13 protein-coding genes are annotated in these 13,891 nt (G+C 56.1%); 8 read left to right on the forward strand and 5 right to left on the reverse strand.

Annotated features, from left to right (window positions below; genetic code table 11):
* Nucleotides 1-31: 31 nt before the first annotated feature.
* The 5 genes from dnaE (at nucleotide 32) to tilS (ending at nucleotide 8,522) form a co-directional block, all read left to right on the forward strand.
* On the forward strand, nucleotides 32-3,514 hold the full coding sequence (gene dnaE / locus V1572_RS06950; protein WP_045355195.1) for a DNA polymerase III subunit alpha: 3,483 nt from the start codon (nucleotides 32-34) through the stop codon (nucleotides 3,512-3,514).
* A 12-nt stretch (nucleotides 3,515-3,526) separates the two neighbouring features.
* Nucleotides 3,527-4,486: an acetyl-CoA carboxylase carboxyl transferase subunit alpha gene (gene accA / locus V1572_RS06955; RefSeq protein ID WP_008501895.1), complete on the forward strand. Its 960-nt coding sequence runs from the start codon at nucleotides 3,527-3,529 to the stop codon at nucleotides 4,484-4,486.
* A 100-nt stretch (nucleotides 4,487-4,586) separates the two neighbouring features.
* Nucleotides 4,587-6,719 (forward strand): lysine decarboxylase LdcC, encoded by a 2,133-nt coding sequence (locus V1572_RS06960; protein ID WP_048225703.1) that lies wholly within the window; start codon nucleotides 4,587-4,589, stop codon nucleotides 6,717-6,719.
* A 65-nt stretch (nucleotides 6,720-6,784) separates the two neighbouring features.
* The gene (locus V1572_RS06965) at nucleotides 6,785-7,174 is read left to right on the forward strand and encodes a VOC family protein (protein ID WP_023293230.1); all 390 of its coding nucleotides are present in this window, start codon (nucleotides 6,785-6,787) and stop codon (nucleotides 7,172-7,174) included.
* A gap of 58 nt (nucleotides 7,175-7,232) precedes the next feature.
* Nucleotides 7,233-8,522: a tRNA lysidine(34) synthetase TilS gene (gene tilS, locus V1572_RS06970; protein ID WP_395299813.1), complete on the forward strand. Its 1,290-nt coding sequence runs from the start codon at nucleotides 7,233-7,235 to the stop codon at nucleotides 8,520-8,522.
* A gap of 28 nt (nucleotides 8,523-8,550) precedes the next feature.
* Here the strand turns inward: tilS and rof are convergent, their stop codons facing one another.
* Nucleotides 8,551-8,811, reverse strand: coding sequence for a Rho-binding antiterminator (gene rof, locus V1572_RS06975; RefSeq protein WP_024907532.1), 261 nt, complete (start codon nucleotides 8,809-8,811; stop codon nucleotides 8,551-8,553).
* On the reverse strand, nucleotides 8,798-8,998 hold the full coding sequence (locus V1572_RS06980) for a YaeP family protein (RefSeq protein WP_008501889.1): 201 nt from the start codon (nucleotides 8,996-8,998) through the stop codon (nucleotides 8,798-8,800). The genes rof and V1572_RS06980 overlap by 14 nt, the downstream gene beginning before the upstream one ends.
* A 196-nt stretch (nucleotides 8,999-9,194) precedes the next feature.
* Between V1572_RS06980 and V1572_RS06985 the strand changes: the two genes are divergently transcribed.
* Genes V1572_RS06985 through nlpE form a run of 3 tightly spaced genes read left to right on the forward strand, consistent with a single transcriptional unit; the run spans nucleotide 9,195 to nucleotide 10,892 of the window.
* Entirely contained in the window at nucleotides 9,195-9,740 is a 546-nt protein-coding gene (locus V1572_RS06985) for a YaeQ family protein (protein WP_048225706.1), read from the forward strand.
* Entirely contained in the window at nucleotides 9,737-10,159 is a 423-nt protein-coding gene (gene arfB, locus V1572_RS06990) for an alternative ribosome rescue aminoacyl-tRNA hydrolase ArfB (RefSeq protein ID WP_028018285.1), read from the forward strand. The genes V1572_RS06985 and arfB overlap by 4 nt, the downstream gene beginning before the upstream one ends.
* A 34-nt stretch (nucleotides 10,160-10,193) precedes the next feature.
* Nucleotides 10,194-10,892: an envelope stress response activation lipoprotein NlpE gene (gene nlpE, locus V1572_RS06995; protein ID WP_048028427.1), complete on the forward strand. Its 699-nt coding sequence runs from the start codon at nucleotides 10,194-10,196 to the stop codon at nucleotides 10,890-10,892.
* A gap of 47 nt (nucleotides 10,893-10,939) precedes the next feature.
* Here the strand turns inward: nlpE and proS are convergent, their stop codons facing one another.
* From proS to rcsF, 3 genes are all read right to left on the reverse strand, one after another.
* A complete protein-coding gene (gene proS / locus V1572_RS07000) occupies nucleotides 10,940-12,658 on the reverse strand; it encodes a proline--tRNA ligase (RefSeq protein WP_048028425.1) in 1,719 nt (572 codons plus the stop codon).
* A 112-nt stretch (nucleotides 12,659-12,770) separates the two neighbouring features.
* Complete coding sequence (tsaA, locus tag V1572_RS07005) at nucleotides 12,771-13,478, reverse strand: tRNA (N6-threonylcarbamoyladenosine(37)-N6)-methyltransferase TrmO (protein WP_045907846.1); 708 nt, start codon at nucleotides 13,476-13,478, stop codon at nucleotides 12,771-12,773.
* Nucleotides 13,475-13,879 (reverse strand): Rcs stress response system protein RcsF, encoded by a 405-nt coding sequence (rcsF, locus tag V1572_RS07010; RefSeq protein ID WP_008501883.1) that lies wholly within the window; start codon nucleotides 13,877-13,879, stop codon nucleotides 13,475-13,477. Before rcsF ends, tsaA begins: the two co-directional genes overlap by 4 nt.
* Nucleotides 13,880-13,891 lie beyond the last annotated feature (12 nt).

A 13,891-nucleotide genomic window follows, 5' to 3' on the forward strand; every position in this document is an offset into this window, starting at 1 on the left:
CGCAAGCAATTAAGTAACGCGGAATCTGAAGATGGCTGAACCACGTTTCGTACACCTGCGGGTGCATAGCGACTACTCCATGATCGATGGGCTGGCGAAGACCGGGCCGCTGGTAAAAAAGGCGGCCTCCCTTGGCATGCCCGCGCTGGCGATCACCGATTTTACCAACCTGTGTGGCCTGGTGAAGTTCTACGGAACGGCGCACGGCGCGGGGATGAAGCCCATCGTCGGTGCAGATTTTCATGTGCAGAGCGATCTCATCGGCGATGAAATGACGCAAATCTCCGTGCTGGCGATGAACAACACGGGTTATCAAAACCTCACCCTGCTTATCTCAAAAGCCTATCAGCGCGGCTATGGCGCGCTGGGGCCGTGGATCGACCGTGACTGGCTGGCCGAGCTGAACGAAGGGCTACTGCTGATCTCGGGTGGCCGTATGGGTGACGTCGGCAAATGTCTGCTGCGCGGCAATAGTGCGCTAGTTGATCAATGCGTCTCGTTCTATGAAGAATATTTCCCGAATCGTTATTACCTGGAGTTGATCCGTACCGGCCGTCAGGATGAAGAGAGCTATCTTCATGCCGCGGTGGCGCTCGCAGAAGAGCGCGGGTTGCCCGTGGTGGCCACCAACGACGTGCGGTTCCTTGAGGCGGGTGATTTCGACGCGCATGAGATTCGCGTGGCGATCCACGATGGTTTCACCCTCGACGATCCGAAGCGGCCGCGTAATTACTCCGCACAACAGTACATGCGCAGCGAGGAGGAGATGTGTGAGCTCTTCTCCGATATCCCCGAAGCGCTGGAAAACAGCGTAGAGATTGCCAAGCGCTGCAACGTCACCGTCCGCCTCGGCGAATACTTCCTGCCGCAATTCCCGACGGGAGACATGACCACGGAAGATTTCCTGGTCGCGAAATCAAAAGAAGGTCTGGAAGAGCGTCTGGAATTCCTGTTCCCGGATGAAGAAGAGCGTAAAAAGCGTCGCCCTGAATATGACGAACGCCTGGACATTGAACTCCAGGTGATCAACCAGATGGGCTTCCCGGGCTACTTCCTGATCGTTATGGAGTTTATCCAGTGGTCGAAGGATAACGGCGTGCCGGTCGGACCGGGGCGTGGCTCCGGTGCAGGTTCGCTGGTGGCATATGCGCTGAAAATTACCGACCTCGATCCGCTGGAATTCGACCTGCTGTTCGAACGTTTCCTCAACCCGGAACGTGTCTCGATGCCCGACTTCGACGTCGACTTCTGCATGGAGAAACGCGACCAGGTGATTGAGCACGTGGCCGATATGTACGGCCGTGATGCGGTATCGCAGATCATTACGTTCGGTACGATGGCGGCGAAAGCGGTTATCCGTGACGTGGGCCGCGTGCTGGGCCACCCGTACGGGTTTGTCGATCGCATCTCTAAACTGGTGCCGCCGGATCCGGGTATGACGCTGGCAAAAGCCTTTGAGGCTGAACCGCAGCTGCCGGAAATCTACGAAGCGGACGAAGAAGTCAAAGCGCTGATCGACATGGCGCGCAAGCTGGAAGGCGTTACGCGAAACGCCGGTAAGCATGCAGGGGGCGTGGTTATCGCCCCGACTAAAATTACGGATTTTGCACCGCTTTACTGCGATGAAGCGGGCCAACACCCGGTTACCCAGTTTGACAAGAACGACGTAGAATACGCCGGGCTGGTGAAGTTCGACTTCCTTGGCCTGCGTACGTTGACCATCATTAACTGGGCGCTGGAGATGATCAACGCCCGCCGCGAGAAGAACGGCGAGCCGCCGCTGGATATCGCGGCCATCCCGCTGGATGACAAGAAAAGTTTCGACATGCTGCAGCGCTCGGAGACCACCGCCGTCTTCCAGCTTGAATCCCGCGGCATGAAAGATCTGATTAAGCGTCTGCAGCCCGACTGCTTCGAAGATATGATCGCACTGGTTGCCCTGTTCCGTCCGGGCCCGCTGCAGTCAGGGATGGTAGATAACTTTATCGACCGTAAGCACGGGCGCGAAGAGATTTCCTACCCGGACGTTCAGTGGCAGCACGAAAGCCTGAAGCCGGTGCTGGAGCCCACCTACGGCATCATCCTGTACCAGGAACAGGTGATGCAGATCGCCCAGGTGCTTTCCGGCTATACCCTCGGCGGCGCGGACATGCTGCGTCGTGCGATGGGTAAGAAAAAGCCGGAAGAGATGGCCAAGCAGCGCTCCATCTTTGAAGATGGTGCGAAGAAAAACGGCGTTGACGGCGAACTGGCGATGAAAATCTTCGACCTGGTGGAGAAATTCGCCGGGTACGGATTTAACAAATCTCACTCCGCCGCCTATGCTTTGGTGTCGTATCAAACGCTGTGGCTGAAGGCGCACTATCCTGCTGAGTTTATGGCGGCGGTAATGACCGCGGATATGGACAACACCGAGAAGGTGGTAGGGCTGGTGGATGAGTGCTGGCGCATGGGGCTGAAGATCTTGCCGCCGGATATCAACTCGGGTCTTTACCATTTCCACGTCAATGACGACGGGGAGATCGTTTACGGGATTGGCGCGATCAAGGGCGTAGGTGAGGGGCCGATCGAGGCGATCATCGAAGCGCGCAACAACGGCGGCTATTTCCGCGAGCTGTTCGATCTTTGCGCCCGTACCGATACCAAAAAACTGAACCGCCGCGTGCTGGAAAAACTGATCATGTCCGGCGCGTTCGACAGGCTGGGGCCGCATCGCGCCGCGCTAATGAACTCGCTGGGCGACGCCCTGAAAGCGGCGGATCAGCACGCGAAAGCGGAAGCCATTGGCCAGGCGGATATGTTCGGGGTGCTGGCGGAAGAGCCGGAGCAGATTGAACAGTCGTATTCCAACTGCCAGCCGTGGCCAGAACAGGTGGTGCTGGACGGCGAGCGTGAAACGTTAGGCTTGTACCTGACGGGTCACCCGATCAACCAGTACATTAAAGAAATTGAGCGCTATGTCGGCGGCCACAGGCTAAAAGACATGCATCCGACAGAACGTGGTAAAATCACCACGGCTGCGGGGCTCGTGATTGCTGCAAGGGTTATGGTCACCAAGCGCGGCAATCGTATCGGCATCTGTACGTTGGATGACCGTTCCGGGCGTCTGGAGGTGATGCTGTTCACCGACGCGCTGGATAAATACCAGCAATTGCTGGAAAAAGACCGCATACTTATCGTCAGCGGACAGGTCAGCTTTGATGACTTCAGTGGGGGGCTTAAAATGACCGCCCGCGAAGTGATGGACATTGACGAAGCCCGGGAAAAATATGCTCGCGGGCTTGCTATCTCGCTGACGGACAGGCAAATTGATGACCAGCTTTTAAACCGACTCCGTCAGTCTCTGGAACCCCACCGCTCGGGGACAATTCCAGTACATCTCTACTATCAGAGGGCGGATGCACGTGCGCGGTTGCGCTTTGGTGCAACGTGGCGTGTCTCTCCGAGCGATCGTTTACTGAACGATCTCCGTGGCCTCATTGGTTCGGAGCAGGTGGAACTGGAGTTTGACTAATACAGGAATACTATGAGTCTGAATTTCCTTGATTTCGAACAGCCGATTGCTGAGCTGGAAGCGAAAATCGATTCTCTGACAGCGGTAAGCCGTCAGGATGAAAAACTGGATATTAACATCGACGAAGAAGTGCATCGTCTGCGCGAGAAAAGCGTAGAGCTGACGCGCAAAATCTTTGCCGATCTCGGCGCATGGCAGGTGGCCCAGCTGGCTCGCCATCCACAGCGTCCGTACACCCTGGATTATGTCCGCCTGGCGTTTGACGAATTTGACGAACTGGCAGGCGATCGCGCATACGCTGACGACAAAGCTATCGTAGGTGGTATCGCGCGTCTGGACGGACGCCCGGTGATGATCATTGGTCATCAGAAAGGTCGTGAAACCAAAGAGAAAATCCGTCGTAACTTCGGTATGCCAGCCCCAGAAGGCTACCGTAAAGCCCTGCGTCTGATGGAGATGGCTGAGCGTTTTAATATGCCTATCATCACCTTCATCGACACCCCGGGTGCCTACCCTGGCGTGGGCGCGGAAGAGCGCGGTCAGTCTGAAGCCATCGCGCGCAACCTGCGCGAGATGTCTCGTCTGAAGGTGCCGGTCATCTGTACCGTTATCGGTGAAGGGGGTTCCGGTGGCGCGCTGGCGATTGGCGTGGGTGATAAAGTGAATATGCTGCAGTACAGCACCTATTCCGTTATCTCCCCGGAAGGCTGTGCATCCATTCTGTGGAAAAGTGCCGACAAAGCACCTCTGGCTGCCGAAGCGATGGGCATCATTGCGCCACGTCTGAAAGAGCTTAAGCTGATCGATTCCATCATCCCGGAACCGCTGGGTGGTGCACATCGTAAGCCGGAAGTGATGGCAGCGTCCCTGAAAGCGCAGCTGCTGGCCGATCTGGCAGACCTTGACGTGCTGAGCAAAGAAGATCTGCTCAACCGCCGTTACCAGCGTCTGATGACTTACGGCTACGCGTAAGCTTCACAATTATCTGAAAAGCCGCACAATGTTGCGGCTTTTTTTATACCTGCGGTTTAGCCGGACTATGCTTAGCTAATGTTTTTTAAGGAGGAAGCCCATGAATATCATTGCCGTTATGGGGCCACACGGCGTCTTTTATAAAGATGAGCCGATTAAGGAGCTGGAGCAAGCCCTGCAGTCGCGCGGGTATCAGCTAATCTGGCCGCACAACAGTGCCGATCTGCTGAAGTTCATCGAGCATAACCCGCGTATCTGCGGCGTGATCTTCGACTGGGATGAATATGACCTCGAACTGTGCAGCGATATCAACAAGCTGAACGAATATCTCCCGCTGTACGCCTTTATTAATACCCACTCAACCATGGACGTCAGCGCCAATGATATGCGTATGGCGCTGTGGTTCTTTGAATATTCACTCGGCGTGGCGGAAGACATTGCGACCCGCATTCAGCAGTACACGAATGAATATCTCGATAACATTACGCCACCGTTTACCCGGGCGCTCTTCACCTACGTGAAAGAGGGGAAATATACCTTCTGTACGCCGGGCCATATGGCGGGAACGGCCTACCAAAAAAGCCCGGTCGGCTGCCTGTTCTATGATTTCTTTGGTGGCAACACGCTGAAAGCGGACGTGTCCATTTCAGTCACCGAATTAGGCTCGCTGCTGGATCATACCGGCCCGCATCTGGAAGCTGAAGAGTATATCGCCCGCACCTTTGGGGCCGAGCAGAGTTATATGGTGACCAACGGCACCTCGACCTCGAACAAAATCGTCGGGATGTACGCCGCGCCTGCGGGGAGCACCCTGCTGATTGACCGTAACTGCCATAAATCGCTGGCGCACCTGCTGATGATGAGCGACGTCGTACCGCTCTGGCTGTCGCCCACGCGTAACGCGCTCGGTATTCTTGGCGGCATTCCGCGCCGGGAGTTCATGCATGAAGCCATTGAAAGCAAGGTCGCGGCAGTGCCCGGCGCAGGCTGGCCTGTCCATGCGGTGATCACCAACTCGACCTATGACGGTCTGTTGTACAACACGAACTGGATCAAAAAGACGCTGGACGTGCCATCGATCCACTTCGATTCCGCATGGGTACCGTACACCAATTTCCACCCGATTTACGCGGGTAAGAGCGGCATGAGCGGTGAGCGCGTGCCGGGTAAAGTGTTCTTCGAAACGCAGTCGACGCACAAAATGCTGGCGGCGTTTTCCCAGGCTTCGCTGATTCATATCAAAGGCGAGTACGACGAAGAGACCTTTAACGAAGCCTTTATGATGCATACCACCACCTCACCGAGCTATCCGCTGGTGGCGTCTATCGAAACGGCCGCGGCGATGCTGCGCGGCAATCCGGGCAAACGTCTCATCAACCGTTCGGTAGAGCGCGCGCTGCATTTCCGCAAAGAGGTTCAGCGGCTGAAAGAGGAAGCCGACGGCTGGTTCTTTGATATCTGGCAGCCGGAAGAGATTGATGAGGCGGAGTGCTGGCCCGTCTCGCCCGGCGAAGACTGGCATGGTTTCCGGGATGCCGATAGCGATCATATGTTCCTCGACCCGGTAAAAGTGACGATCCTGACGCCGGGTATGGATGAGCAGGGCAAGATGAGCGAGGAAGGGATCCCGGCCGCGCTGGTGGCGAAATTCCTTGATGAACGCGGCGTGGTGGTGGAGAAAACAGGCCCCTATAATTTGCTGTTCCTGTTCAGTATTGGGATCGATAAAACCCGGGCGATGGGGCTGTTGCGCGGTCTGATGGAGTTCAAGCGCGCCTACGATCTCAACCTGCGGGTGAAGAACATGCTGCCGGATCTCTACGCGGAGGATCCCGACTTCTACCGTAATATGCGCATTCAGGATCTGGCTCAGGGGATCCACAGGCTGATCCGTCAGCACGATCTGCCGCGTCTCATGCTTCAGGCGTTTGATGTGTTGCCGGAGATGAAGTTTACTCCGCACAAGGCATGGCAGCGCCAGGTGAGGGGGGAGGTCGAAACCGTCGAGCTGGAAAATCTGGTTGGGCGCGTATCGGCCAACATGATCCTGCCGTATCCGCCTGGCGTACCGCTCCTGATGCCGGGAGAGATGATTACCGAAGAGAGTCGGGCGGTGCTCGATTTCCTGCTGATGCTCTGTTCGGTAGGGCGTCACTACCCCGGTTTTGAGACGGATATCCACGGTGCGAAGCGCGACGAAAACGGCGTTTACTGGGTGCGAGTCCTAAAATAAGGGCGACCGCTTGCATGGTGCGGGTTTTCGGTTGTAACGTTCAGGCATCATAAAAAGGAGAAGCTATGCTGGGTTTAAAACAGGTTCATCATATTGCGATCATTGCGACCGATTACGCGAAGAGTAAGGCCTTCTACTGCGACATTCTCGGCTTTACGCTGTTGAGCGAGGCGTACCGCGAGGAGCGCGACTCCTGGAAGGGCGATCTGGCGTTAAACGGGCAGTATGTGATTGAACTGTTCTCTTTTCCTTTTCCGCCTGCGCGTCCGTCCCGCCCGGAAGCCTGCGGCCTGCGCCATCTCGCCTTCAGCGTCGATGACCTGGATAGCGCAGTAAAACATCTGGAAGCGCACGGCGTGACGTGTGAAGCAATCCGCGTCGATCCGTTCACCGACAAGCGTTTTACCTTTTTCAACGACCCGGACGGCCTGCCGCTGGAGCTTTATCAGCAGTAATCTTCGTCCTGTGTGATAATGCCCGCTCAGTTCGGGCATTTTTTATGTGTAATTCCCTATGACCTTACCCGCTATCGCACACGCCGTTTCACCGTACCGCCAGCTGCTGGTGGGGTTTAGCGGCGGCCTGGATTCCACCGTTCTGCTCCATCGCCTTAAGCGCTGGCGCGACCAGGAGCCTGACGTCCAGCTGCGGGCGATGCATATTCATCACGGATTAAGTCCTCACGCAGAGGAGTGGCTGGCGCACTGCGAAGCCTTGTGTGCGGCATGGGCGATCCCGCTCCTCGTCGAGCGCGTCACGCTGGTAGAGGAAGGGTTGGGAATCGAGGCGCAGGCGCGTAAAGCCCGCTATGCCGCGTTTGCCGGGGCATTACATGCTGGAGAAGCGCTGGTCACGGCCCAGCATCTGGACGATCAGTGTGAAACCTTTCTGCTGGCGCTTAAGCGGGGAAGCGGACCAGCGGGGCTTTCTGCCATGCCGGCGCGTTCGGTATTTGCCGGCACAACGTTACTGCGTCCGCTGCTTGGCGAGACGCGCGCCTCGCTTGAAGCCTGGGCGCGAGAACATCAACTCAGCTGGATTGAAGATGAGAGTAACCAGGATGACGGGTATGATCGTAACTTTCTGCGTCTGCGCGTCCTCCCGCTATTGAACAAGCGCTGGCCGCATTTTGCCGACGCGACGGCAAGAAGCGCTATGCTGTGTGCCGAACAGGAAACGCTGCTGGACGAGCTGTTGAGTGACGAGCTGGCTGAACTGATTTCTGAAGACGGAGCGCTGGCGATTGCACCGCTGACAGCGATGAGCCCGGTACGTCGCGCCGCGCTGCTACGACGCTGGCTGGCCTCTCATTACGCTGCGATGCCGTCGCGGGCGATGCTGAGCCGTATCTGGGACGAGGTTGCCCTGGCGCGGGACGATGCTTCCCCGCGCGTCCATCTGAACGGTTTTGACGTAAGACGCTATAAAGGGGAACTCTGGTGGGTAAAATCAACGCCCTGTCTGACCGATGTGGTGCTCGACTGGCTTTCTCCTGAGCTTCCGCTGATATTGCCCGCTGAGGCTGGACGTGTCTCTCTTATATCGTCTGGTCATGTGCGGCTGCCGAAGCCCGGTGAACCGGTAACGGTACGCTTTAAGGCTGGCGGCATGCTGCATATTGTCGGGCGCAACGGGGGACGCAAGCTGAAGAAAATCTGGCAGGAGTGCAACGTACCGCCGTGGCTGCGCGACTCCACGCCGCTGCTGTTCTATGGTGAAACGTTGATTGCTGCGGCAGGGGTTTTCATCACGGAAGCGGGATGGGCGGAAGACGGGGTCAGGTTTGAGTGGCAGAAAGCGTAACGGGCAGCCTGGCTGCCCGTTAGTGTCATCAGGATTCGCTCACCACGACGGTGCCGATTTGCGGGTGGCTGAAGCTGGCTATTTTATCCAGACGCAGCTCACGCGTCGCACCGGCATCTTCCACTATCAGGTATTCCACGTTCTTACGTGAAACCAGATCGTTGGCTTTCGCCTTCAACACTTCGCCATCTTTTAGCTCCAGCGTCAGTAATAAATGATGCTGGCAGGCGAGTTCGAGGTTGTCATAGTCATCACAATTGATGGGTTGATAAGTATCATTCATCGACATAATCGCTCACCAGTAAATTCGCCGCAGCATACGCTGCTTTTTCCCTGACCGACTCTGAAAGGCTCTCATCAGAGGCCACTTCATTAAGCACTTTCAATACACAGCCCAACGCGTCCGGGACATACCCCAGATCTCCGCTGGCGATTTCCGCATACCGTTTGCGAATTAACTCACAATAATTATTCACATCCCCTCCCGCCAGCGCACTGACTTACTGTGAGATATCATTAAGCCTACGAAGATAAACTCGGTTTAGCAAGGTGACTATACCATACTCATTTAAGCAATATCAGCGCCTTGATAGCGGTGTATTTATCACCCTACAACAGCCTTTTGCCGCGGTTTTCGCTACAATGAGCGCCTGATTCGAATGGAGTTCTCTCATGGCGCTGAAAGCGACAATCTATAAAGCAGTGGTCAATGTGGCCGATCTTGATCGCAACCAGTTCCTGGACGCCTCGCTGACGCTGGCACGCCACCCCTCCGAAACCCAGGAGCGCATGATGCTGCGCCTGCTGGCGTGGATTAAATACGCTGACGAGCGTCTGCAGTTTACCCGTGGGTTAAGCGCAGAAGACGAGCCTGAAGCCTGGCTGCGCAACGATCATCTGGGTATCGATTTGTGGATCGAACTTGGACTGCCGGACGAGCGCAGAATTAAGAAGGCCTGCACCCAGTCCGCTGAAGTGGCCTTATTCGCATATAATCAGCGTGCTGCAGAGATTTGGTGGCAGCAAAACAAGAGCAAGTGCGGACAGTTTAAAAATCTCACCGTCTGGTATCTGGATGATGAGCAACTGGCGCAGCTGAGTGACTTTGCCAGCCGGACCATGGTGTTACAGGCGACGATTCAGGACGGTGCAATCTGGCTTTCTGATTCTCAGAATAATCTGGAAATTCATTTAGCGGCGTGGCAACCGGCCTCATGATCGTCTTGTCCCGAAACGTCAGCATTCCGGACAACGAGCTGGAGATCACCGCCATCCGCGCTCAGGGGGCAGGTGGGCAGCACGTCAACAAGGCCTCAACAGCTATCCATTTGCGTTTTGACATTCGGGCCTCAAGCCTGCCAGAGTATTATAAAGAAAGTCTGCTTGCTGCCAGCCATCACCTCATCACCAGCGATGGCGTGATGGTGATCAAAGCCCAGGAATACCGCAGCCAGGAGCTCAACCGGGAAGCGGCCATCGCCAGGCTGGTGGCGGTCATCAAAGAATTAACGGCAGTACAAAAAAGCCGCCGGGCAACGCGGCCAACCCGCGCATCGAAAGAGCGTCGGCTGTCCTCGAAGGCCCAAAAATCCACAGTGAAAGCATTACGCGGTAAAGTTCGTCGCCCGACAGAGTGACGAAAGGGAACACAAATTTCATAAGGAATTCATTGTGAAAAAAGCATTATGGTCAGCGCTGGCAGTGAGTACGCTGTTTGCGCTTTTCGGGTGTAACAACCGTTCAGAAACGCAGGTTTTGCAACCCACGCAAACGGAAGAATTAAAACCAATGCAGCAGAGCTGGCGCGGCGTATTGCCTTGCGCGGACTGTGAAGGCATTGAAACGTCCCTGTTCCTGCAAAAAGACGGCACCTGGGTGATGAATCAGCGCTATCAGGGCGGGAAAGAGCCTTCTTCTTTTGCGACTTATGGAACATGGGCGCGTACGGCGGAGAAGCTTGTCCTCACCGATACCTCCGGCGAGAAAACCTGGTTCCGCCCTAAAGGTGACAGCATGGAGATGCTCGACCGCGAAGGTAATCCTATTGAATCCCAGTTCAACTACACGCTGGCGCCGGTGAAAGCGGCTCTGCCCGCGACGCCGATGGCAATGCGCGGGATGTACTTCTATATGGCGGATGCGGCGATCTTTACCGACTGCGCAACCGGCAAGAAGGTTAGCGTGGCAAACAATGCCCAGCTTGAGCGTGATTACGCTGTGGCGCGCGGCAATGACAGCAAGCCGATATTGCTGACGGTGGACGGTCACTTTACGCTGGAGCCAAACCCGGATAGCGGAGAGATGGTGAAAACGCTGGTGGCGGACAAAGACGCGAAATTTATTGCGGGCAAAGACTGTAACAGCAAATAAGCTGACGTAGCGCCATTAAAAAACCCCGCCTGAGCGGGGTTTTTTGTTTAGCCTTTGATGGCTTTCACCAGGTAATCAAGAATGTCGCCGGTCTTGATCATCTGTTTTTCGCCGCTGCGACGGTATTTGTATTCAATCTCGTCGCTATCGAGGTTACGGTCGCCGATCACGACGGTGTGTGGGATACCGATCAGTTCCATATCGGCAAACATCACGCCCGGACGCTCTTTACGGTCATCCATCAGCACTTCGATACCCTGCGCACGCAGCTCGGCATACAGCTTCTCGGCCAGTTCCTGTACGCGGTAAGACTTGTGCATGTTCATTGGCAGAATAGCGACCTGGAACGGTGCGATGTTGTCCGGCCAGACGATGCCGCGCTCGTCGTAGTTCTGCTCAATCGCCGCAGCTACCACGCGCGTCACCCCGATACCGTAGCAACCCATGGTCAGGATCTGGTTACGGCCATCTTCACCCTGAACGGCGGCGTTCAGCGCGCGCGAGTATTTATCGCCCAGCTGGAAGATGTGACCCACTTCGATACCGCGCTTGATCATCAGGGTACCCTGACCGTCCGGGCTTGGGTCGCCTGCGACCACGTTACGGATGTCAGCCACTTCCGGCGTCGCCACGTCGCGATCCCAGTTGATGCCGAAGTAGTGTTTACCGTCGATGTTCGCACCAGCGGAGAAGTCGCTCATCGCGGCTACCGTGCGGTCAATAACAACAGGAACCGGCATATTCACCGGACCGAGAGAACCTGGCCCAGCATTGACCACGGCGCGGATTTCCGCTTCAGTGGCGAACGTCAGCGGGCTGGCGACCTGCGGCAGCTTCTCGGCTTTCACTTCGTTCAGCTCGTGATCGCCACGCACCAGCAGGGCAACCAGCGGGTAAGCGCTCCCTTCGGTGGATTTCACCAGCAGGGTCTTAACGGTTTTTTCGATCGGCAGGTTGAACTGCTCAACCAGCTCGGCAATGGTTTTCGCGTTTGGCGTATCAACCAGCGTCATCTCTTGCGTTGCCGCAGCACGCGGTTCTTTTGGTGCCAGCGCTTCTGCAAATTCGATGTTCGCCGCGTAATCAGAGGAGTCAGAGAAGATCACATCGTCTTCACCGCTCTGCGCCAGAACCTGGAACTCATGGGATGCGCTACCGCCGATGGAGCCGGTATCAGCCTGCACAGCGCGGAAATCCAGACCCATGCGGGAGAAGATTTTGCTGTATGCCGCGTACATTGCGTCGTACGTCTCTTGCAGGGATTCCTGAGAGGTATGGAAAGAGTAGGCATCTTTCATCAGGAATTCGCGAGAGCGCATGACGCCGAAACGTGGGCGAACTTCGTCACGGAACTTGGTCTGGATCTGGAAGAAGTTCAGCGGCAGCTGTTTGTAAGAGCTCAGCTCATTACGAATCAGGTCGGTAATGACTTCTTCATGCGTTGGGCCGAGAACGAACGGACGCTCGCCGCGATCGACGAAGCGCAGCAGTTCAGGGCCATATTGTTCCCAACGGCCACTCTCCTGCCACAGGTCAGCGGGCTGAACCACAGGCATGGACACCTCGATAGCACCGGCGTTGTTCATCTCTTCACGCACGATGTTTTCGACTTTTTTCAGGACGCGCACGCCGGTCGGCAGCCAGGTGTATAACCCGGAGGCCAGCTTGCGGATCATCCCGGCGCGCAGCATCAGCTGATGGCTGATCACTTCGGCGTCGGCAGGCGTCTCCTTCAGAGTGGAGAGCAGATATTGGCTAGTACGCATGTTGTTACGGTTCCATTTCGACGATTGGAACAGGCTGAAACACCAGCCTGACACAAAAAAAGTGGTTTAGTTTACCAGTGTGGCAAAGATGCCAAAAGAGAGGAGAACAAAATTACCTGGGTTCCAGGGCAAACACTTCAAAACCTGCCCCGGTGACGCGCCAGCGAACGTTAAAATCCAGCAGCCAGACGGCGTACGTTTTTCCCGCTTCCTCTTCTTTACGGTAGGCCGGACGTGGGTCCTGTGCCAGCACTTCGGTGATGAAATCCCGTAAGCGAGGATAGCGTTTCTCCAGTTGACCGAGCAGCGAGGCGAGCTCAGGGGTAAAATACACCGGCATATCCGCCGGTGGTGCGTCCTGGGCATAGCTTGCACGCGCGTCCGGAAGGGCTTCGGCGAAGGGCAAATAGGGTTTGATGTCGATCACCGGCGTGCCGTCGACCAGGTCCAGGCTACCTAACTCGAGTATCACCTGATCTTTCTGGCAGCGTATGCCTTTCAGTTCAACCAGCGACATGCCAACCGGGTTTGGACGAAAGGTCGAGCGCGTCGCAAACACCCCCATTCTCGCATTTCCGCCAAGACGAGGAGGACGCACGGTAGGACGCCAGCCGCCTTCCATCGTCTGGTGAAACACGAACACCACCCACAGATGGCTGAACGCCTCGAGCCCGCGTACCGCATCGGCCTGATTGTAAGGCGCAATCAGGTGAAGCTCACCGCGTCCGCTGGTGACAAGACCGGGCTGGCGGGGGACGGCGAACTTCTCTTTATAAGGAGAGTGGATAACGCCTATCTGCTCGAACTGAAATGCACTCATTTCGCCGTGATGTTCAGCGCAGAACCGATGCACACCGCCTGACGGTAGCAGCCCGGCGTGCCGCTGGTGACTTCACAGCTGTGCAGCAGGACCGCGTTAGCTTTCATTTTTGCGGCATTAATCTGCATGCGTTTACGCGCAGTCGGAATATTCGGTGGTGAGTCCTGATTGGTCGCCTGACAGGATTCGCCGCTCACTTCGCCCAGTTCACGGAACGGTTTACCGACGAGTTCGTCCGCTTTCGTGATAATGCGAACCGGCGCAGGGCGAACCACTTTCGGTTTCGCAGGCTCGGTCTTTGGCGGGGTTGCCGTGCTTTGAACAGGTTCAACGGGAGATCTGCTTAGCATAGAACAGCCGCTCAGCATGAGTGCTAAAAGACAGATCGGTAAAGCACGCATAATATTTCCTCA

This window comes from Enterobacter quasiroggenkampii, from assembly GCF_043972695.1.
Lineage (GTDB): Bacteria > Pseudomonadota > Gammaproteobacteria > Enterobacterales > Enterobacteriaceae > Enterobacter > Enterobacter quasiroggenkampii.